The organism is Nonomuraea sp. NPDC050022 (genome assembly GCF_044460705.1).
GTDB lineage: Bacteria > Actinomycetota > Actinomycetes > Streptosporangiales > Streptosporangiaceae > Nonomuraea.
In genome coordinates, this window is sequence record NZ_JBITKE010000001.1 from 934654 (window position 1) to 954971 (window position 20318).

At 69.9% G+C, this 20318-nt stretch carries 17 protein-coding genes; 5 read left to right on the forward strand and 12 right to left on the reverse strand.

What is annotated here, in order from left to right:
* Positions 1 to 82: 82 nt before the first annotated feature.
* On the reverse strand, positions 83 to 1186 hold the full coding sequence (locus ACIBO2_RS04020; protein ID WP_397295248.1) for a sensor histidine kinase: 1104 nt from the start codon (positions 1184 to 1186) through the stop codon (positions 83 to 85).
* Positions 1187 to 1194: 8 nt separating this feature from the next.
* Positions 1195 to 1860 carry a response regulator transcription factor gene (locus ACIBO2_RS04025; protein ID WP_358536675.1) on the reverse strand — a complete coding sequence of 222 codons (666 nt, stop codon included), beginning with the start codon at positions 1858 to 1860 and terminating at the stop codon, positions 1195 to 1197.
* A 232-nt stretch (positions 1861 to 2092) separates the two neighbouring features.
* On the opposite strand from ACIBO2_RS04025, the gene ACIBO2_RS04030 reads away from it, so the two are divergent.
* Entirely contained in the window at positions 2093 to 3184 is a 1092-nt protein-coding gene (locus tag ACIBO2_RS04030; protein ID WP_397295250.1) for a hypothetical protein, read from the forward strand.
* Positions 3185 to 3500: 316 nt separating this feature from the next.
* Here ACIBO2_RS04030 and ACIBO2_RS04035 read toward each other — a convergent pair whose 3' ends face one another.
* The 10 genes from ACIBO2_RS04035 to ACIBO2_RS04080 form a co-directional block, all read right to left on the reverse strand.
* Entirely contained in the window at positions 3501 to 5930 is a 2430-nt protein-coding gene (locus ACIBO2_RS04035; protein WP_397295252.1) for a transglutaminaseTgpA domain-containing protein, read from the reverse strand.
* A gap of 68 nt (positions 5931 to 5998) precedes the next feature.
* On the reverse strand, positions 5999 to 7120 hold the full coding sequence (locus ACIBO2_RS04040) for a DUF58 domain-containing protein (protein WP_397295254.1): 1122 nt from the start codon (positions 7118 to 7120) through the stop codon (positions 5999 to 6001).
* Positions 7117 to 9246, reverse strand: a complete 2130-nt coding sequence (locus ACIBO2_RS04045) for a hypothetical protein (RefSeq protein ID WP_358536683.1) — start codon at positions 9244 to 9246, stop codon at positions 7117 to 7119. The genes ACIBO2_RS04040 and ACIBO2_RS04045 overlap by 4 nt, the downstream gene beginning before the upstream one ends.
* A gap of 137 nt (positions 9247 to 9383) precedes the next feature.
* Positions 9384 to 9806 carry a YbaB/EbfC family nucleoid-associated protein gene (locus ACIBO2_RS04050; RefSeq protein ID WP_358536685.1) on the reverse strand — a complete coding sequence of 141 codons (423 nt, stop codon included), beginning with the start codon at positions 9804 to 9806 and terminating at the stop codon, positions 9384 to 9386.
* Between the two features lie 120 nt (positions 9807 to 9926).
* On the reverse strand, positions 9927 to 10733 hold the full coding sequence (locus ACIBO2_RS04055; RefSeq protein WP_358536687.1) for an alpha/beta hydrolase: 807 nt from the start codon (positions 10731 to 10733) through the stop codon (positions 9927 to 9929).
* Positions 10734 to 10765: 32 nt separating this feature from the next.
* The gene (locus ACIBO2_RS04060) at positions 10766 to 11563 is read right to left on the reverse strand and encodes an aminotransferase class IV (RefSeq protein WP_358536689.1); all 798 of its coding nucleotides are present in this window, start codon (positions 11561 to 11563) and stop codon (positions 10766 to 10768) included.
* 13 nt (positions 11564 to 11576) lie between these two features.
* Positions 11577 to 12020 carry a MarR family transcriptional regulator gene (locus ACIBO2_RS04065; protein ID WP_358177505.1) on the reverse strand — a complete coding sequence of 148 codons (444 nt, stop codon included), beginning with the start codon at positions 12018 to 12020 and terminating at the stop codon, positions 11577 to 11579.
* 145 nt (positions 12021 to 12165) lie between these two features.
* Positions 12166 to 13704 carry a hypothetical protein gene (locus ACIBO2_RS04070; RefSeq protein WP_397295258.1) on the reverse strand — a complete coding sequence of 513 codons (1539 nt, stop codon included), beginning with the start codon at positions 13702 to 13704 and terminating at the stop codon, positions 12166 to 12168.
* A 34-nt stretch (positions 13705 to 13738) separates the two neighbouring features.
* Complete coding sequence (locus ACIBO2_RS04075) at positions 13739 to 14572, reverse strand: carbohydrate ABC transporter permease (RefSeq protein WP_358536694.1); 834 nt, start codon at positions 14570 to 14572, stop codon at positions 13739 to 13741.
* The gene (locus ACIBO2_RS04080) at positions 14569 to 15456 is read right to left on the reverse strand and encodes a sugar ABC transporter permease (protein ID WP_358536696.1); all 888 of its coding nucleotides are present in this window, start codon (positions 15454 to 15456) and stop codon (positions 14569 to 14571) included. The genes ACIBO2_RS04075 and ACIBO2_RS04080 overlap by 4 nt, the downstream gene beginning before the upstream one ends.
* 193 nt (positions 15457 to 15649) lie before the next feature.
* On the opposite strand from ACIBO2_RS04080, the gene ACIBO2_RS04085 reads away from it, so the two are divergent.
* The 4 genes from ACIBO2_RS04085 to ACIBO2_RS04100 are packed head-to-tail and all read left to right on the forward strand — an operon-like array spanning position 15650 to position 20294.
* Entirely contained in the window at positions 15650 to 16939 is a 1290-nt protein-coding gene (locus tag ACIBO2_RS04085; protein ID WP_358536698.1) for a sugar ABC transporter substrate-binding protein, read from the forward strand.
* Entirely contained in the window at positions 16923 to 17921 is a 999-nt protein-coding gene (locus tag ACIBO2_RS04090) for a Gfo/Idh/MocA family protein (protein WP_397295261.1), read from the forward strand. The genes ACIBO2_RS04085 and ACIBO2_RS04090 overlap by 17 nt, the downstream gene beginning before the upstream one ends.
* Positions 17921 to 19573, forward strand: coding sequence for a heparinase II/III family protein (locus ACIBO2_RS04095; RefSeq protein ID WP_397295263.1), 1653 nt, complete (start codon positions 17921 to 17923; stop codon positions 19571 to 19573). The genes ACIBO2_RS04090 and ACIBO2_RS04095 overlap by 1 nt, the downstream gene beginning before the upstream one ends.
* Positions 19557 to 20294: an amidohydrolase family protein gene (locus ACIBO2_RS04100; protein ID WP_358536704.1), complete on the forward strand. Its 738-nt coding sequence runs from the start codon at positions 19557 to 19559 to the stop codon at positions 20292 to 20294. The genes ACIBO2_RS04095 and ACIBO2_RS04100 overlap by 17 nt, the downstream gene beginning before the upstream one ends.
* Positions 20295 to 20318 lie beyond the last annotated feature (24 nt).

Genomic DNA, 20318 nt, shown 5'->3' on the forward strand with positions numbered 1-20318 from the left:
AGCGTTGTGGTGGACGTCGACGCCCTGCGCAGCGGGGTCGTCCCCCCGGCCGTGAGGGGCAGGAGGCGTCGGCCGGGTGGAATCAGTCGAACAGTATTGTCACGTCCAAGCCGCCCTCGGTGCGTGGGTGGGCCGTCAGCTGCGCGCCGTGTGCTTCGGCGACGGCCTGCACGATGACCAGGCCTAGCCCGTGGCCGTCGGCGGTGTGGGTTCGTTGGGTACCGAGTCGCTGGAACGGTTGGAAAAGCCGTCGTAGATCCTGCGATCGGATGGTTGGGCCGGTGTTGCCGACTGATAGGCGGGCGCAACCATCCGTGAGTTCGGTGGCGATGGTGACGTGTCCGTCAGGAACGTTGTGGCGGAGCGCGTTGTCGACCAGGTTGCCGATCATGCTTGCGATCAGGTCAGGGTCACCGCTGATCGGTGCCGGGTCCAACGATGCCTGGACCGTGATGGTTCGCCGGGTGGCCTCCGCACGGCGCGACAGCATCACCCCCTTGGTGACATCAGCCAGGTCGACTACTTCCCACTGCTCGATGCCCTTCTGCCCTTTCGCCAGCGTGAGCAGGGCGTCGATCAAACGTTCCTGTCGTTCTCCGAGACCGAGAGCTTCCTCGCACGCGGCTCGCAGGCTGGCCTCGCTCGCCTCGGGGTCGGCGAGCGCGACCTGTAGGACGGCACGCTGACCGGCCAGCGGGGTGCGCAGTTCATGCGAGGCGTTGGCCACGAAGTGGCGCTGCGCCGCGAACGAGGAGTCCAGCCGCTCGAACAAGTCGTCGAGGGTGCGCCCCAGCTTGGTCAGCTCGTCGTCCGGGCCGTGCAGGCCGAGCCGCCGGTTGAGGTTGGTGGCTGAGATCTCCTGGGCGGTCATGGTCATGGCGCGCAGCGGGCGGAGGAAGCGCCCGGCCAAACACCACGCGGTCAGCACGGTGAGGACCACGACGATGATCGCGGTGATCGCGAGCGCGGCATCGATCTGCTGGGTGGCCGTGTCGGGCGGAGGGACAGTGCCCCCGGCCCGAACGCGGATCTGGTCTCTCCCGAAGAGGAAGCCGGCCAACAGCAGCATCGGGACGACGACGGCCAGAACCAGGCCGGCGTACAGCGTCGTGAGCTGCGCGCGCAGGGACGGCCGGCGCAGATGGTGCCGGGCGCGGCCGGCATGGCCGACCACCGTGGGGTTCAATGCGGGATTCATCGCGGGCCTGCGATCCGGTAGCCGCCCTCACGAACGGTGTCGATCACCGGTGGTTCGCCGAGTTTGGCCCGCAACCGGCGCACCGTTGTCTTGACGGTCGTGGTGAACGGGTCAGCGGCCTCGTCCCAGACCCGTTCCAGCAACTCCTCCGTGGACATGACCCGGTCACCGGCAGCGAGCAGGCATTCCAGCAGGGCGAACTCCTTCGGGGTGAGCTCCAAGCGCCGTCCGCCACGAAAGGCCACCCGCCGGCTCGGGTCCAGCATCAGATCGTCCGCCTTGAGGATCGGAGGCACGGCGGGCGTCGAGCGGCGCCCCAGCGCGCGTACGCGGGCCACGAGTTCGGTGAAGTCGAACGGTTTGGGCAGGTAGTCGTCGGCGCCCAAACTCAGGCCCTCGACCCTGTCTCGCACGGTGCCTGCGGCGGTGAGCATCAGCACCCGCGACCCGGCGCCACTGGCGGCGATGTCACGGCACACGTCGTCGCCGGGTGTGCCGGGCAGGTCGCGGTCGAGCACCACCACGTCGTATCGGGTGCCGGCCAGGTGGGCCAGGGCGTCGTCGCCGTCGAGAACGACGTCCACCGCCATGCCCTCGCGGCGCAACCCCGTCCCGATCGTCCTCGCCAGAACCTCGAAGTCTTCGACGACCAGAACTCGCACGACCGTCCTCCTTCTCACCCGGTGGTGGTCCCGTCCCGTCCACCGCGTTCGGTAGGCGCGACGGCACTGCTCACGATGCCAGGGAGCCGGTGTCGGCTGGGTGTCAGCGGCTGACACCGGGCCGACACCGGCCGTGCCGTACAACCATCTCGGAAAGGCGTCGACGACGGGCACGACCCGTGAGCACGGTGTCCGTCCCACGAGCGAGATTCCCATGCGGAAAGGACCAGACGTGAGAGATCCACGGTTGACGCGGCGTAGGTTCCTCGCCGTCACTGGTGCCAGTACGGCAGCCGGCGGACTGCTGACGACCAGCTCGATGGGCAGCGCCGGCGGGCAGCTGACGACCAGCTCGATGGGCAGGGCCGACGCGGCCACACGGGACCTCACCCAGGCGGTGCTCGCGGCCTTCGAGCGCCACCGGCTCGTGGCGATCGGTGAGTCACACGGCCAGCAGGAACACGGTGACGCGCAGCAGATGCTGCTTGTAGATCCGCGGTTGCCGCAGGTGGTCGACGACATCGTCGTCGAGTTCGGCAACGCGCTGTACCAGCCGATCGTTGACCGGTTCGTCGCCGGTGCGGCTGTCGAGGACCAAGTATTGCGGCAGGTCTGGCGGAACACCACGCAGTCGCCCGGAGCCACCGGCGACCAGCCGATCCGTGAACAGTTCTTCCGGACGGTCCGCGCCGTCAACTGGACGCTGCCTGCGGAGCGGAGGATCCGGGTGCTGCTCGGGGATCCGCCGATCGACTGGTCCCACATCACCGCCCAAGACCAAGTGGATGTCTTTCTCGCCCAACGTGACGCCCACATGGCGTCAGTGGTGAAATGGGAAGTGCTCGCCAAGAAACGCCGGGCACTGATCTGCTACGGCAGCGGGCACGTGATGCACTCGCCGGAGCCAGGACAGAACGCCGACCACGCAGTCCCGCTGATCGAGGAACAGACCGGCCAGCACGTCTACGTGATCGTGGCCGGTAGCCATCCCCGCCTAGTGACCTGTCCACGGCGCACCGTGATCCCGTGCTCAGGCAGCTGGCTGGAATCCACCGACGCGGGACAGTTCATGGACGCACCGCGGCTGTGCGGCTTCCCCTTGGGGAGGCTGGCCGACGCCGTGCTGTACCTGGGGCAACTGACGGACCTGACGCAGCCGCTGTGGAACCCCGCGATCTTCCTCGACCCGGTGTACTGGGCGGAACTCCACAGGCGCAACGCGATCAACGGCAACCTCATCGACCTCGAACAGTATCGGCAGCAGCAGCCGATCACTTTGCCCGCGTCACCTCCCGTGAGCTGCGCCGCCAACCGCGGTCACTGACAACGAAAAGCACGGATTTACCCCAGGGCGCTCGCCCGGAAGACCCTTGAGCGGAAGACGACAAGCCTTCAGCGACCACGAGACTTGCTGTGTCGGTCTGCTGTACATGCTGTTCCCGCACTTGAGGGGCCTGGTCCTTGACCAGGTGGAGGATTTGGGTGACCGCCTCAGGATCGCGGCCCGTACGGGCTCGGAGTTGGTGGCCTGCCGCGGCTGTGGGACACCGTCGGCTCGGGTGCATGATCGGTATCGGCGTCGTCTGCAGGACTTGGCCTGCGGTGGGAGACCGGTTCATGAGCTGGCTGACCCGCTCCGCTCAGCGGAGCAGCGAGCCGGGGGCCAGGCGGTGGGCGAGGCGGCGCGGTAGCGCGACTTTCCGTCTGACCAGCAGTTCGACGCTCGCGTAGTGCCGCCAGGCCGTGTCCGCCGCCGTCTGGTCCACGGGGGCGTCGCCGAACCGGGTGAGGTTCGCCAGGTCCGCCAGCCCGGTCAGCGGTTCGTTCGCGTCGGCGCCCAATGCCGTCACCCCGAGCGTGGCCACCTCGCGAGCGGTCAGGACGCGCGATGAGGCCGGGACTCCGGCGGCGCGCAGTCGTAGCACCGTCTGTCGCCACGCGCCCGCCACTCGCGCTCGCGGATCGCCCGTCCGGTGGCGTCGGCGGCGGCGCAAGGGCGGCAATACGGTCACGGCCAGCAGGTACCCGCCCAGCAGGCCTCCGGCTACCGCGCCCGCGATCGGCAGCCAGGTGGTTGCCGTCCCGTGGCCGGTCTGACGGGGTGACGGCTGTGGTGTGGGTCGGTGGGACGGCGGGGTGGCGGCGGGGTCGGCGTGTTCGCCGCTGATCTCCTGTTCGACCTCCTGCCGCTGCTTGGACACGCCTTCGGCGACGTCGCCGCTCTCGCCCGCGTGGCTGCGCGCCGGGGTCGGATAGAAGGGCACCCAGCCGATCCCCTTGAACTCCACCTCCGCCCAGGCGAGTACGTCACCCGCCAGCACCTGCCGTACGCCGCCGCCCTCCGCCTTGCCCGGACCGAAGCCGATGACCACCCGGCTGGGCAGGCCGAGCGAGCGGGCGAGCAGCGCGTACGACGCCGCGAACTGCTCGGTCGTGCCCTTCTTCGCCTCCGTGAGGAAGAACTGGATGCTGCGATAGCTGTGCCCCGGCGGGGAGTTGACATCGTAGTCGGCGTGTTTGCGCAGGTAGGAGGCCAGCCGTACGGCCTGCTGCATCGGGCTGGTGGCACCGGCCGTGGCTTTGCGCGCGATGGTGGCGAGGCGGGCTCGTTGTGGGGGAGTACGGCCGTCGGGGCCGTTGGGCAGTGCCAGGGCGGCCTGGTCGGCGGCGGGGACCGCCTCGCGTAGTTCTGCGGCGGAGTAGCGGCGGATGCCGGAGATCACCCGGTACGTGATGCCCTCGCGAGCGGTGACGGTGGCAGCACTCGCCAGCATCCCGGTCGCCGGATCCGCCATCAGGCCGGTCGTGGAGTCGGTTGCCGGTCTGGTGCTGTTCACGGAGTTGGTGGTGGCCGTGTCGCTGTTCGTGGGGTCGGTTGTGGATGCGGTATCGGTCGCCTGGTCGGCTGTTCGTGCGGTACCCGTTGACTGGTCGGCTGTTCGTGCGGTGAAGCTCACCTGCTGCGGGCGGTCCGCCGCGGGCAGCCAGGGTCCGGCCAGCTTCTGCAGGGTGAACTGCTGCTCGACGACGTCGAGGGAGCCTGCGGACCCCTCACCAGGGACTCGGCCGCCCGTCGGCAGGTATCCGGCGCTGGAGGTCCACGTGACGCCGTCGAAGCGGTCCAGTACGGCCAGCCGCCAGTTCGCCTCGGTCGTTGACCTGACGGTGAAGAGCTGGCGGTAGGGGTTCTGGAGCCAGGCCGACACCTGGTCGAGCGGGCTCACCCCGGCGAGCGGGCGCGACGGCGGCTGGGACACCAACCGCCGCACGTCGTACGGCTCGGCGGCGAACGGCAGCACCGGTCCGGCCGCGACGGCGATCAGCACGAGGCCGGTCAGCAGCGGCACGCCCGCCACGAACGTCCTGGCTGCTCGGGCGGCCCGGACCAGGGCGAGGGCTAGGGCCAGCCCGACGAGGACGGCCGGTGTCGGCAGTTGAGAACCGGGACCGGACACGCCCAGCACGACGGCGGCGGCCAGCACCGGGACGGCCGGGGCCGCAGGCAGCACCACCGCCCTTGTCCGCAGGGCCAACTCGGCCCCGGCCACCGCCGCCGCCCAGACCAGGAAGTGCGCCAGCACGATCGTCCTGCCGTCCCCCTCGGCCGGCAGAATGGTCGTGAGCAGCGCCTTTGCCGAGTCGCGCACGCCGAGCAGCGCGGCCCGCGCACTGGCCGGACTCGGCAGGAACCCGGCCAGAGCCTGCGCCCTGAACAGGGTCGCCGACACCGCGACCAGCCAGGCAAGGAGATTCACGGCCAGGGATGCCCACAACGGCAGGATCCTGGCCAGCGCGTACGACACCGCGCCCGGCACGATCGCCGCCACAGCCACCACGGGGATCAGCGCGCCCAGCGTGAACACCCCGTCGAACGCCAGCCCGGCCGTACCCGCCAGCAGGATCACGATGACGATCGACGCCACGCGCCGCCACTCGGGCACGAGCGGCAGCGGCGCGGCCTCGGCGGCGGCCCCAGGCCGCACACCTGGCGGCTCGTCCCGCAGCCCCAACGAGCCCCGCAGCCTCAACAACCCCCGCAGTCCCACCGCGGGCCGGACGTCCGATCGCATGGGCCGCACGTCCGGCGTGGGCGGGGCGACCGGTGAGGACGAGGCGACCGGCCGACCCGGTGGGGTGGTCAGCGAGGCCATGCCGCCGCCAGTTCGGCCAGTTCGCCGATCTCGATGACCGTCACACCGGGCACCATCGGCGGCCGGTCGCCGGAGGAGGCTCCGACCCAGACACAGACCACCTGGTCAAAGCGCCGCCGCACCGAGGCGACGCTCGACAGGGCGGTCCGTGCCCCGGTGACCAGGATCAATGCCCCACCCGAGCCCGCGCGGCGTACCGCGTCCACCGGCGTCTCCGCGTCGGCCGTCCGCTCGACCAGGGCCAGCCGGTCCAGCACCTCCTCGGCCTCCTCGGCGCCGCCCTTGGCGGACAGCAGCTCGCCGGCGCCGGTCAGCAGCCGCACCGGGAAGCGGCGGCGGCTCGCCGACCAGGCGACCGACGCGGCCGCGTCCACCGCCAGCTCGAACTCGTCGTCGTCGCTGTAGGAGTCGGTGCGGGTGTCGAGGATCGTGGTCGTGTACGGCAGGCTGACGTCCTCGAGCTCCTTGACCATGAGGGTCCCGGTACGCGCCGTGGACCGCCAGTGGATGTGCCGCAGGTCGTCGCCGATCACGTAGTCGCGGACGCCGTTGAAGGTGATCGTGCCGCTCGGCGAGCGGGAGGCGGAGCCGTCGAGGTGGCGCTGCCGGCCGGAGTTCAGCGGCTCCAGCGGCACCGTGCGCGGCCGGACCAGCAGCAGGTCCGCCTGGCCGTACGAGGTCGTGCGCCGGGCCAGGCCGAACGGGTCGGCCCGGTCGAGCCACAGCGGGCCCACCGGGGTCTCGCCGCGCCTGCGGGTGGGCAGCCGGTACGACACGGTTCCGGTGGAGTTCCTGGCCAGGGGCGGTACGCCGACCACGATCGCGGTGTCCCGGCAGGTGTCGTGGGCTTCGAGGGCGTCGCGACGCCAGCGGCCTCTGTTCGTGACGCGCAGCATCGCGATGGCGGCCTCGCCCCTGGCGACCTTGACGGGTGTGACCTCGCGGCGTACCTCCAGGCGTGGCCGGCGCAGCGTCCACAGCAGACCGGCACCGACGGCGGCGATCCCGCCGGCCGACAGCGCGCCCGCCTGCTGGTAGCCGAGCGGTGCCGCCACGGCGTACAGCAGCACGGAGGCGGCCAGAGTGCCCCAGCCCGCTCTGGTGATCATTCGCACTCCCAGAGGGGGGCGGCGGGGAATCCCCCCTTCGGGGTGTCCATCAGCACGTCGTTCAGCCAGCCGCTGCCCGCGCTGGACTCCACCTTGTTCCAGACGTCGCTGCTCATGCCGGTGTCGGTGTCGGTGTAGCCCGCGCCCTTGGTCTGGCAGATCACGGTCATGGTGATGTACACGCCCTGGGGGATGCGGCCGGCCTCCGCCCCCGCCGAGGGGCCGGACCGGATCAGGGTGTCCCTGTTGTCGTTGTGCGCGTTGCGGAACTGCGCCGACGGCGGCTGCAGCCCGGCCTTGGCCTCGGCGCGCTCCTGGCCCTCGCCGGCGCCGTTCTTGGCGCGCAGGGTCCAGGTGTAGTCCTGGCCGTTCTTCAGGCCGGTCACCTCCGCGCTGGTCCCGTCGAGTGTGCCCGGGTGCTGGCCGGGGCCTTCGAGTACGTAGCTGACGCCGCCGTCCTTGGCGTTGTCGGGGGCCGACCAGGTGAGGTCGGCGCCGTGGTTCTTGCCCTTGGCCTCGAAGCTCGCCGGTCTGCCCGGGGCGACGCAGGGGCGTACCGGGATGGTGGGGTCGGAGACGGACTCGCCGCCGTCGTACTGGGCCGCGACGCGGAAGGTGTACTCCTGGTCGCAGCGGCCTCCGGTGACCCGGAACTGGAAGGGGCCGTCGGAGCGCACGCGGTCCGGGGTCACGTTCGCGCTGTCCGGGGCGCCCTTGAGCGTGTAGCCGGTGGCCTTGCCCTGGCTCGACGGGGTGAACACGATCTCCATCCAGCCGGGTCCCGAGTTCGCTGTCACAGTGCCCGGCGGTCCGGGGGTCTGCGTCGGTGTGGGGGTGGGTGTCGGGGTTGGGGTAGGCGTCGGGGTGCTGGTCGGGGGCGGGCTGGGGGTCTCCGAGCGCTTCGTCGTGGTGGGTTTCGGGGTACGCGTGACCGTCACCGTCGGCCGTGCCGTGGGCTGGGTGGTCTGCCGGGTCGGGACGGTGGTCGGGAGCGCCATGGTGGGCGTGCTGGTGGGTACGGGCAGCGGAGTCGGGGTGTCCTTCTGACCGAGCGCCTCGTCGTACTTGCCGACCCGGTGCGCCCGGCCGTCCTGCTCGACGACCAGCGCGGTCTCGCTGAACTGGTCGTTGACCCAGAGCAGGCCGTCCTTGACGAACACCTCCAGCGGCCCCGCCTTACCGGTGATCACCTTCTCCGCGTCGAACCTCTTGGCCACCGTGTCGTACACGATGAGCCGCCCGGTGCTCTCATCTGCGATGTAGACGCGGCGGCCGAGAGCCTGCGGCGCCCCGAGCTTGCCGCCCTTCACCGACACGGTGCTGAGCGCGCCGCTCGCGGTGTCCACGAGCACCAGCGCGCCCTGCTTGGGCGCGAGCATCGGGACGATCGTGGCCTCGGCGACGGCGGGCATCAGCATGCCGCCGCGCCCGGCCTCGGTCACCGTGCTTGGCAGGCTCACCGTGAGCCGCGTACCGGTCGAGCCGATGACCATCGCCGACGCGGCGGCGGAGTTGGTGACCAGCGGTACGCCGTCCGCCATGGTCAGCGTGAGCGGGTCACCCGGCTCGCCCACGGTCACGGCCTTGCCCTGCTGGGCGCCGTTGATCTGGACCAGCGTGCCCTCTTCCGGAACCGGCACCCAGAGGGTTCCGTTCTTGTCGATGCCCGCCTGGCCGAGCGGGCCCTTGAGCGTGATCGCGGCGCCGATCGTGTCCACGGTCAGGGGGTTCACCTGCTGGACGGTGCCCGCCTTCGGGTCGATCGCGTACGCTTTGCCCGCACCCATGACCAGCTGTACCCCGCCGGCGCCCAGGCTCTTGGTCTGGGCGACTTCGAGCTGGGTGGGGTCGATGCGGCTGACCTGGCCGGTCGACTCGTCGACGACCAGCACGCTGTTGCCGTCCTGGACCACCTTGAGCTCGTCGCCCTTCGCGGCGGCCAGATCCACGCGGCCGTCGAGCTGGCCGGACAGGCCGTTGGCGTGGACGACCTCACCGTTGAGCGCGCTGGCGAGCCACGCGCCGATGTCGGCGAGCTTGGGCCGGGCGCTGGACACACCCGTACCCAGGAAGAACCCGATGCCCGTGAGCGCGGCGACGACCGCGAGCGCGACGAGGCCCGCCATTCTCCGCCGTGCCGCCTTCTGCCACCGAATGGCCACCAAATTCACATCCCGCGACATTTGCGCACATGCATACCCGCCGACACCCTAGAGCGGCGTGATCGGCTGGGGGCACTCTTCAAACAACCTCGAAGTGTCGGTCAGGTCGTGCCCCGGCGCCGCTCGTCGATGGCCCGCATGCGCTCGTCCATCGACGATTCGAAGGACTCGAGGACCTGGCTGAACCGGTCGTCGAGCTCCCGCTGGGTCGGTATCGACTCGCCGAGTGTGTCGGCCATGACCTCCCTGGCCTTCCTGTCGGCTTCGTCCTGCGCCTGCTGGGCGGCCCGCAGCAGCTCCTCGGCGAGCTTCTGGCTGTCCAGGCGCATCGCGCGCGGGGCGATGACCAGCTCGACGAGCCGCCCGTTGGCGCCGGCGGCCACCCGCACCTGCCCGTCCGCGCCGGTGCCCTGGCCGACGACCACGTCGACCTCCTTGCGGACCTCTTCGACGCGAAGCAGCATCTGCTCCGCCTGGGCGGTGATCCGTTCGAGGTCTTCGGGGCGGAATTCCGCAGCGTCCATGCGGGGATGATCGCCGACACTTCACCTGCGGCGGCGATATTTCGGGAAAAGTGGAAGCGACGGCAGGTGCCGGAGGCCCGGCTTCGCGAAAGAGCTACGCGAGGATCTCGCGCAGCCGCGTTACGCGAGGAGTTCGCGGAGTGAGGCCGCGTACGCCCTGGGGTGCGAGGTGTTGCCGTTGTGCCCACCCGGGAAGTGCACGAGGTCGGTGCCGAGCAGCCGCGCCAACTCCTCGGCGCATCGATAGTCGAAGACCGTGTGCGGCGTGGCGCGACCGGCGACGGGCACGATCGGGGTGCCCTTCAGCGTGGCCGGGTCCAGCCGGTCGGCGATGATCGCCGTCCAGTCGTGCTCCACGAAATAGCCGAAGTTGGCGATCCGCTGCTCGGTCATCGGCTGTGGGGTCAGGTCCGGCTCGATGTCCTTGGCGGCGAGGTCGATGCCGAGTGTCCTGCTGATCTCCTTGAGCAGGGCGGGCAGGCCGTCGCGCTGGTAGATCTCCTGCCCCTCGGCCAGTTCCCGCCGGTGGCCGAGGCCCTCGTCAGGGGGGAGCACCCACGGCGCCACGGGCTCGTGCGCGATCAGCCTGCTCAGCCGGCCGCTCGCCACTAGATGCAGCCCGATGGTGGCGCCGAAGCTCATGCCCAGCATCGTCACCGGCTCGCCGGTCAGGTGGTCGAGCAGGCGCAGTACGTCGTCGGCGTGCTCCTCGACGGTCGCGCCCCGGGCCGGGTCGTCCAGGGTGCTGCGCGAGAGGCCGCGCCGGTCGTACGTGATCACCGTGTGGTCGGCGACGAGCCGGTCCACGAGGTCGACGCTGCGTCCGGCGTCACCCTCGCCGCTCTGCGAGATCAGCAGGACGGGGCCGGTGCCCCGTACCTCGAAGTAGAGGTGCGCGCCGGCCACCCGCAACATGCCAGTTTTCATGGCACTCACACTAATGCATCAAGAAAGATGTATCAAGAATGATGGATTTCTTCCCAGGGCATGCCCTCGAAGTAGCCGATCAGCCGGCCCATCGCCGCCTCGTCCACCTTCAGCGTCAGATCGTCGACCTGCCCCACGGCCACGACGCCGTGCGAGTTCGTCAGGAACACCGTCTCGAAGTCCGGCAGATCCGCCACCCGCAACACCCGGCTCTCGTACGGCACGCCCGCCTGAGTCAGCCCCGCCTCCATGAGCTGCATCGTGATGCCGTGCAGCATGGGCGCGTCCGGCCAGATCACCCGGGTGCCGTCGAAACAGCCCAGATTGGTGATCGAACCTTCGGAGATCACCCCGTCGTCCGCGGTGAGCAGGGCCTCGTCGAAGCCCGCGGCCTGCACCTTTCGCCCCAGGTAGCCCTGGGGGAAGCCGCCCAGGTGCTTGACGTGCGGGAGAAAGCGCTGGTAGCGGACCGATTTGAGGCTGCGCGGGGTGGTGGCGACCTCGACGGGAGGCTTGGCGGTCACCAGTACGTGCAGGCGGGCGACCTCGCACACGTAGACCCGTACGGACGCGTCGGGCGCGGCCGCCGGCCGCTGGTCCAGGCCCAGGGCCGACCTGATGGAGTCGACCACGAGCCCACGGTCGAGCGGGCGGCCGAACAGCTCCTCGGTGGCCCGGTCGAGCCGGTCGAGGTGGCGGTCGAGGCCGCGTACCCGGCCCTGTCTGACCTGCATCGCGGTGAAGTGCCCGTATCTCGCCGAGACGGCCAGCGTCACCTCCGGCGCCTCGGCGAGCCTGCCGTCGATCACGGTGCGTTCTATGTCGATCAACTCCCTCGTACGGCTAACGGCTGAGCGTCCTGGGGATGAGGCGCCGGGCCAGCTCCTCCAGCATCTCGACCGTCTCGGCGATGTCGTGCCGATCGTCGGTGTCGAGGGCCGCGGCCACGGCGTCATCCACCGGCGCGGCACGTACCTCCGACAACCGCGCCGAAACCTGCGGCGACTCCCTGATCAGGGAGCGCCGCCGGTCGCGGGGGTCGGTCATGGTCTCCAGGGCGCCCACGGTCTTGAGCCGCGCGACGGCGGCGGAGACGGCGCTCTGCGGCAGGCCGGTGCGGGCCGCCACCTCGCCTACGGAGGTGTCGGGGTGCTCCCGGATGTCGCTCACCACGATGAGGACGGTCCGGACGCTGGTGGAGTGCTCGCCGATGCCCTCGGTGGGCATGGCCTCCTCGCCGATCTTCATCAGCGTCCGCCCGAGCAGGAACAACTCGACCCCGTTCACCTCAGGCACGATACAGCTGAACGGGGGCGGGCTGGATCTACGGTGCTCACGAGGTCCCAGGTGACGGTCCGTTGTGGCTGGTGTCCTTTAGGAGGGATGCCCCCCTCGGGGGAGCGGAGGAACGGAGGCCGGCGGGTGTTCGTGGTCAGCGGCATCCTCGGGCGTACCAGTTGAGATAGGCGACGCAGAGCAGCGTAGAGCCCATGGGGGCCTCGACGGCGTGATCCACGTACACCGCCTGCGCGTGCGGGAACAGGGCGCTGTCCCCCCGGGCCACCGGCATGAAGCGGGGCGCCTGGAGATACTGGCCGGCCGGGGCCAGGCCGCCGCCACCGTCCACCAAGACGAAGGTGGTGGCGACGCCGTTGTCCGTGGTCGCCAGGTTCTTGGTGTACGTGCGGGCGAAGCGACCCAGGTCCCGGTCCTGGAAGCCGAGGCCCCAGCGGTGGGCGACGGCGGCGAACTCGACGTCGATCCCGCCGTGGCTCAGGTCCTCCATCTGCTGCGCGCCCTTGGGAGGCGTGCCGTACGACGGGGTCCACTCGGAGATGTTCTCGGCCTTGGTATAGCCGCTGTAGAGCTTGCCGAAGGTCGGCCAGTACGGCCAGACGTAGGCGTCGTCGGCGTCGGTACGCAGGTCGCCGGCGAAGCCGCGGGCCAGGCGGCGGGTGCGGTCGCGGAAGGTGGGATCCCCGGTGGCGGCGGCCAGTTCGGCGTAGGTCTGGCCCAGGCCGAGGCTCTGGTTGTGGGGCTGCTCGACGCCGTCGTACGGGACGGGCATGCCCTTGAGCCAGATGAAGTAGCCGAGCCCGGAGTCGGTCCGTACCCACTCGGGGTCGTGCACCGCCGCCGCGGCCTTGACCGCGGTGAGGTATTCGGCGGCCTTGCTCCGGTAGCGGGCGTTGGCGCGCAGGCGCGGGTTCTGGTGGACGAGCCGGACGAACGAGGCGAGCGGATAGGTGATCATGCCGGTGTGCACGGTGAAGATCGCCGGTGCGGCGGCCGGCTTGGCCGTGCCCAGCACGGGCATCGCGCTTCCCGACGGGGACGGGCGCAGGTCCTTGGCCGTGACCATGTTCGGCGACGGGTAGGCGTCGAAGATCCGCCGCACCGCGTAGTCGGGGCTGGTCGGGTCCATCGACAGCTCGGCGAAGGTGGACGTCCGGTTCTTCTTGGGGTTGGCCACCTCTAGGGTGAACCGGCCCTCGACGCTGCCCGCCCGTACGGTGGCCACCGCGTCGTTCACGTTGGTCAGGGCCGTGCGCACCTCGAGCAGCGGCTGCCCGGCCGCGTCCAGGAGGCTAACGCCGCCCGCCGTGTAGCTGAGGTTGCGCCAGGCGGGCAGCGACAGACCTCGGTAGTCGGTGACGCCGCGCTCGGAGTCGCGCTGGGCGAGCACCAGGTCGGCGTTGTGGATGAGCCGGTCCAGGTAGTAGGTGTCGCGGTAGGCCTCGTACATCCTGATGTAGGCGGCGAGCACGTACGACGCGCCCCAGCCCAGGCCGCCGACCTCGTTGGTGTCGGTCGGCTGGCCGACGGCGCCGCTCTCGTGGAAGGTCTTGTCGAACAGGTCGAACGTCTCGCGGGAGGTGTAGTCGTGGCCCGCCGCGCGTGCCGTGCCCGGCATCGCGCTCAGGGCTCCTACGGCCAGCGCGCCCAGCGTCAACTGCCTGCGTGTCAACATCGGTGGAAAACCTCCGGGGGGGTGGTGCGCGGTGTCAGCCTTTTACCGCACCGCTCATGCCTTCGAGTACGTGACGTTGCATGATCATGAAGAAGACGACGACCGGCACGATCGAGATCACGGTGCCGGCCGCGAGGCTGCGGACGTCGGTGCCGGTGATGCCGGCGAGGTAGGCGATCCCCAGCGCGATGGGGTAGAGCGCGGAGTCCTTCAGGACGACCATCGGCCAGATGAAACTGTTCCAGACCGAGATGAAGCCGAAGACGCCGAGGATGGCCAGGGTGGGACGGGCGGCGGGGAGCATGACGTGCCAGAAGATGCGCAGCTCGTGGCAGCCGTCGGTCCTGGCGGCGTCCACCACCTCGCGGGGCACCCCGGCGAACGTCTGCCGTAACAGGAAGATCCCGAAGGCCGAGAGCAGCCCCGGCAGGATCACCCCCAGGTAGCTGTCGGCCATCCCGATCTGGGAGACCACCAGGAACCTGGGCAGCAGCATGACCTCGCCGGGCATGAACATGGTGGCCAGGATCGCGAAGAAGATCACGCTCCGGCCGCGGAAATTCATCAGCGCCAGCGGGTAGGCGCACAGCGCCGACACGAGGATGTAGGCCGGCACCATCACGACGACCAGGAGCGTCGAGTTGAGCAGGTAGCGCGGGAACGGGATGGCCGTCCACGCCTCCTTGGCCCAGGTGAGCACCGGCGGGCGGGGGATGATGTCGGGCGGGAAGGAGAAGACGGCCTGGCCGGACGGCTTCAGCGCCGCCGACAGCAGGATCAGGAACGGGCCGACGAACACCAGGGCGATCGCGCTGAGCAGGACGTACATGCCTGCCCGGCGCATCCACCAGCCGAGTCTGGGGGTCAATGCCCGACCTGCTTTCCCCTGGTGAGCCGGTAGTTGAGGAGGGCCATGACGATCAGCAGGGCCCACAGGACGAGCCCGACGGCGCTGGCGTAGCCCATGTCGTACTTCTCGAACGCCTCGGACCAGATGTAGTAGCCGAGCATGAGCGTGGCGTCCTGCGGCCCGCCCTTGGTCATGACGAAGACGGTGGTGAAGGCCTGCATCGCGTCCAGCATGGTCATCGTGATGGTGACCGCGATGTAGGGCATCATGAGCGGCACGGTGATGCTCCGCATCCGGCGCCAGGCGCTCGCGCCGTCCACCCTGGCGGCCTCGTACAGATTCGCCGGGATCGTCTGGAGGCCCGCGAGGTAGATCATCATGTAGACGCCCATGCTCTTCCAGCCCTCCACGAGGATCAGCGCCGGTAGCGCCCAGGCGGGGTCGAGCAGGTACTGGATCGGCTCGTCGAGGACGCCGAAGCCGGTGAGCAGCCAGTTGAGCACGCCCTGCTGGTGGAAGACGTAGTTCCAGGCCACCGCCACCGCGACCATCGAGGTCACGACCGGCAGGTAGTAGAGCATCCGGAACGTCCTGATGCCCGGCAGCTTCTGGTTGACCAGGACGGCCAGCGGCAGCGGGAGCACGACGAGCAGGGGGAACAGCCCGATAAGAAACACCAGCGAGTTACGCAGGGCCGTCCAGAATCGGGCGTCGCCGATGATCTTGACGAAGTTGTCCACCCCGGTGAAGACGGGCGGGGTCACCCCGTCGTAGTCGGTGAACGAGAGTTGCAGCGCGGTGATCGCCGGCCAAGCGAAGAAGACACCGAACAGCACCAGGGCCGGGATCGGGAAGAGGTACGGCGTGTACCAGCGCTGCCCTGGGATCCGGCTGGTGGTCATCGGCGTCACATCCCTTGGATTGCCAATAGTGCCGACCTAAGAATCGATAAGGGCTGGCCAGAATTTGGCCGCAGCTTATAGACGGTCCATCGAGAGCGTCAAGGTGCCCGGTCTTGACGGTCCGCGCCTCGGACTGGCATGGTGCCGAAAGAACGTATTAAGGACGGCCATATTCTGGCGGAGGTACGCGGTGATGAAGAGAAGTGCCTTAGCGACAGGCGTGCTCGCGCTGGCCCTCGTGACGTCCGGCTGCGTCGCCGGCACGTCGGGCGGCTCCGCCGCGGTGGCCGACGACCAGCCCTTCGAGGGCGAGGTCGAGTTCTGGACGATCAACCTCAAGAAGAACTACAGCGCCTACATCGACGGGCTGATCGCCCAGTACCAGAAGGACCACCCCAAGGTCCGGATCAACTGGGTCGACGTGCCGGGCCAGGACATCGCGACCAAGATGCTCGCGGCGGTCGCCAGCGGTGACGTCCCGGACGCGGTCAACCTCGCCTCCACCGACATCGGCAGGTTCGTCCCGTCGCTGAGCCCGCTCGACGACGCGTTCAAGCCCGCCGACCTCGCCGACTTCCAGCCCAACCTGGTCGAGCCGCTGCGCGTGTCGGGCAAGCTGTACGCCGTGCCCTGGTACAACGGCGGCACCCCGGTGGGCATCTACCGCAAGTCCGTCGTCGCCAAGGCCGGCTTCGACGGCACGACCCCGCCGAAGACGTACGACGAGGCGCTCGCCCTGGCCGACAAGGTCTACGAGAAGACCAAGGTCTACGGCACCAACGACATCCCCGGCATCAACACCGCCAGCGTGCTGCGCTACTACGGCGTCGAGCTGCTGTCGGCCGACAAGAAGAAGGCCGCGTTCAACACCCCGGAGGTCGCGGCGCTCCTCGACCGGTTCAAGCAGAGCTACGACAAGCACGGCATCGCGCCAGGAGCCGTCTCCAAGGACGTACGCAACTTCCCGCAGAGCCTGGACAACGGGCAGCTCGCCCTGTCCGCGAGCACGTTCGCGGCGACGCTGCTCAACATCCAGAAGAACGCCCCGGACGTCTACAAGGACCTGCTCATCACCGAGCCCGTCCAGACGAAGACCGGCGGTTACCTGCTCCTGGCCCAGCAGACCTTCGCCATCCCGAAGGCGTCCAAGCACCAGCGGGCCGCGGCCGAGTTCATCAAGTTCTTCACCAACGGGGCCAACCAGCTCGCCTTCTGCAAGCTCGTGCCCATCTATCCCTCGACGATCTCCTCGACGAAGGACGCCTTCTTCGCCGGCGGTGGCGGTGACGACCCCATGGACCTGGCCCGCCAAGTGATCGTCAAGGGGCTGCCGAAGCTCGAGTACACCCCGCTCGGCACGCCCAAGGACACCGAGCTGGGCGAGTCGCTGGCCGAAGAGGTCAGGGCCTTCCTCCAGGGCTCCAAGAGCGCCAAGGAGGCGCTCGACGCCGCCGAGAAGGAATGGAATGACGCGCTTGCCTAAGCTCAGAATCGGGATCGTCGGAGCGGGGATCATGGGCCGGGGCCACGCCGAGGTCCTGTCCGCCCATCCCGAGGTCGAGATCACGGCGGTCGCCCGGCGGGCCCTGGAACACGCCCAGGACGCGACCGTCTACCCCGGCTACCGGGAGCTGCTCGCCTCGGGCACGGTGGACGCCGTGTCGATCACCACGCCCGACCACCTGCACGCGGACGTCATGGTGGCCGCCGCGGAGGCGGGTGTGCACATCCTGGTCGAGAAGCCGTTCACGACGACCGTCGAGGACGCCGACCGCTCCGTCGCCGCGATCCGGCGGGCGGGCGTGACCGCGATGTGCCTGTTCAACCACCGCTGGGTGCCCGCGTACGCGCAGGCCAAGCTGCAGATGGAGCTGATCGGCGAGCCGGTCGTGGGCTACGCCCGCAAGGACGACACGATTTACGTGCCCACCGAGATGATCGGCTGGGCGGATGAGACGACCTGCGCCTGGTTCCTGTCCAGCCATGACATCGACCTGCTCACCTGGCTGTACGACGACCAGGTGGCCGAGGTCTACGCCACCGCCCGCCACGGCAAGTTGCGCGGCCTGGGCATCGACACCCCCGACGCGATGCAGATCCAGGCCCGCTTCTCCCGAGGCGCGGTCGCCACCTTCGAGTCGGCCTGGATCTACCCCAACACCTTCCCGACCATGGTGGACAGCTACGTCACCGTGGTCGGCGAGTCGGGCGTCATCCAGCTCGACCGGCAGAAGGAGAACATCCAGCTCGCCACCGAGAAGTCCTACACCTACCCGCGGAACATGCTCCAGCGGGTGGTCCACGGCGTACCGGCCGGCGCCTACCGCGACGCGATCCACCACTTCGTCGACTGCGCCCGCACCGGCGCGGAGCCGCTGATCAGCGTGGAGAGCTCGCGGCACGTGACCGCCGTACTCGCCGCCGCGCACGAGTCCGCCCGCACGGGATCGCCGGTGAGGCTCTGATGCCTTCCGAAAAAGCGCCTGTTGAGAAGGCGCCGCACGTCGATCCCGTGCGGATGCAGCACATCACCGACGAGGCGCTGCTCGAAGCACTCGGGGCGCCAAGCGTCGCCGCAGCCAGGCCCTGGCGCCGGCCGCGGCCGGTACCGGCGGCCCTCGGCTCGGCGGGCGCGGGCGATCTGCACGGGATCGAGGTCGACTTCCTGGACAAGGGTCACGGCCGTTCCCAGCTGTACGGCTTCCACTACCTGAGGTGGATGACCCCGCTGATCACGGCCTACGCCGAGACCGGCGACCCGCGCCACGCCGCCGAGTGGGACCGGTTGTTCCGCCAGTGGTACGCCTCGCGTGACCTGGTCCAGGGCGACTGGCCGGGCCTCGACGTGGTCTGGTACTCCCTCGGGGTCCGCGCCCGCGCCATGTACGTCACCGAGGCGCTGGCCGTCTTCGCCGACGAGCCCGCGCTGAGCGACGACTGCTGGCTGGAGATGATGAAGACGGTGCTCGGCGGCGCCCGGTGGTCCGCCGAGGAACACGACGCCTTCCGGCACGGCAACTGGCAGTTCGTCACCGCCTGCGAGCTGCTCCACACCGCCAGGGTGTTCGCCGATCTGCCCGAGGCGGCGCTCTGGGCCGAGATCGCCATGGCGCGGGTCCTGGAGCACCTGGAGCAGGACGTACGCGCCGACGGCGGGCATCACGAGCGATCTCCCGGCTACCACGACATGTGCCTGGGGAGCGTCGACAGGGCCGCGGCGGTCGAGCCGGAGCTGTCCCGGCATCCCCGCTATCTGGCCATGCGGCACTGGCTGGAGGTCCTGGCGACGCCGGGCGGCTGGGTGCCGCATCTGCAGGACAGCGGTGTGGTCTGGCCCGAGCTCGGCCGGCCGGTCGAGGAGTCGTACAACCTGGAAGCCAGCGGGTACGCGACCTTCCGGGCGGGCGGCTTCCACACCGTGGTCAACTACGGGCCTTACGTGGGGCACGAACTGGAGCCGCACAGCCACCACGCGGCGCTCGACTTCGTGCTGTCCGGGTGGGGCGTGCCGCTGGCCTGGGAGGCGGGCGGGCCGCCGTCCTACGATGACCCTCTTTACTACGACTGGTACCAGGCGACCAGGGCGCACAACACGCTGCTAGTCCCCGGCGAGGAGTACACCGAGGACCGCCGGGCGGCCTGCGACGTCTTCTCGGTCTCGCCCGAGGCGGACGTCTTCGCCGGGCACCACCACGGCTACGGCAAACGGCACGACCGCCGGATCGTCTTCGTCAAGGGCGAGTCGCCGTACTGGGTGATCACCGACCGGATCGACACGGAGGCGATCTGGCAGCTGCACGGCCTGTCGCCGTGGGTGGAGCGCGACGGCGGGTACGCCGGCACACGCGGGCCGGGCATCCTCGTGGTGCCGCTGGAACCGCCGGACGAGGTCCTGTACGGCAGCGGTCCCGCCCGGATCCCGGACCCCGCCACCAGAACCGCGGCGTACGGCGAGATCCACTCGCTCGGCCTGCGCCGCCATGACGGCCGATTCACCGTCGGGATCTTCCCCTACCGCGACGAACTCCCCAAAGTCCCACTCCCCAAAGTCCCACTCCCCAAAGTCCCTCTCCCCAAAGTCCCCGAAGATTGGATGGTTCATGCTGATCGACGCTGACGCGATGCTCGGCCGCTACCCGCGCAGGGATGTCGGCACGGGCTCGATCACGGAGGCGATGGCCAGGATGGACCGGTTCGGCATCGCCGAGGCCATGGTCAGCCACACCCTGTCGTGGCTGCACGATCCGGCGACGGGCAACAGGGAGCTGCTCGACCTGGTCGCGGACGAGCCCCGGCTGCATCCGTGCTGGGTGATGCTCCCCGACACCTGCGGGGAGACGGGCACGGCCGCCGAGTTCGTGGCCGCCGCGCTGGACGGCGGCGTACGCGCCGTCCGCGCCTATCCCGCCGATCACGGCTACGACCTGGCCGGGCGGGACGCCGCCACGATGCTCGGCGCCATCGCCGAGGCCGGGCTGCCGCTGCTCGTGGACGCGCCGCAACTCGGCTGGCCCGCCCTGGAGTCGGTCGCCGCCAGGCATCCCGGCCTGCCCGTCGTCGTCGGCGGGCTCGGTTACCGCCTGCTCAGGCAGGCCGCCGGGGTGCTCGCCCGTACGGACAACGTCTACATCGGGCTGGCCAACCTCTCCTCGCACTGCGGGCTGGAATGGCTGGTCGACCGGTACGGGGCGGGCCGCGTGGTCTTCGGCACCGGGGCGCCGCTCAGGGATCCGGCGGAGGCGGTCACCCGGCTGATGTGGGCCGAACTGGACGACGACGCCGTGGCCACGATCGGCTCCGGCACCCTGCACGGACTGCTGCCGCTGGCCGCCCGGTGAACGCGCCCATGCCCGGTGCCGGCG

Bases quoted from the DNA above. Each gene is read 5' to 3' on its own strand.
- ACIBO2_RS04035 (WP_397295252.1), bottom strand. From the start codon at position 5,930: ATGCGATCGGACGTCCGGCCCGCGGTGGGACTGCGGGGGTTGTTGAGG.
- ACIBO2_RS04040 (WP_397295254.1), bottom strand. From the start codon at position 7,120: ATGATCACCAGAGCGGGCTGGGGCACTCTGGCCGCCTCCGTGCTGCTG.
- ACIBO2_RS04045 (WP_358536683.1), bottom strand. From the start codon at position 9,246: ATGGCGGGCCTCGTCGCGCTCGCGGTCGTCGCCGCGCTCACGGGCATC.
- ACIBO2_RS04050 (WP_358536685.1), bottom strand. From the start codon at position 9,806: ATGGACGCTGCGGAATTCCGCCCCGAAGACCTCGAACGGATCACCGCC.
- ACIBO2_RS04055 (WP_358536687.1), bottom strand. From the start codon at position 10,733: ATGAAAACTGGCATGTTGCGGGTGGCCGGCGCGCACCTCTACTTCGAG.
- ACIBO2_RS04070 (WP_397295258.1), bottom strand. From the start codon at position 13,704: ATGTTGACACGCAGGCAGTTGACGCTGGGCGCGCTGGCCGTAGGAGCC.
- ACIBO2_RS04080 (WP_358536696.1), bottom strand. From the start codon at position 15,456: ATGACCACCAGCCGGATCCCAGGGCAGCGCTGGTACACGCCGTACCTC.
- ACIBO2_RS04085 (WP_358536698.1), top strand. From the start codon at position 15,650: ATGAAGAGAAGTGCCTTAGCGACAGGCGTGCTCGCGCTGGCCCTCGTG.
- ACIBO2_RS04090 (WP_397295261.1), top strand. From the start codon at position 16,923: ATGACGCGCTTGCCTAAGCTCAGAATCGGGATCGTCGGAGCGGGGATC.
- ACIBO2_RS04095 (WP_397295263.1), top strand. From the start codon at position 17,921: ATGCCTTCCGAAAAAGCGCCTGTTGAGAAGGCGCCGCACGTCGATCCC.
- ACIBO2_RS04100 (WP_358536704.1), top strand. From the start codon at position 19,557: ATGCTGATCGACGCTGACGCGATGCTCGGCCGCTACCCGCGCAGGGAT.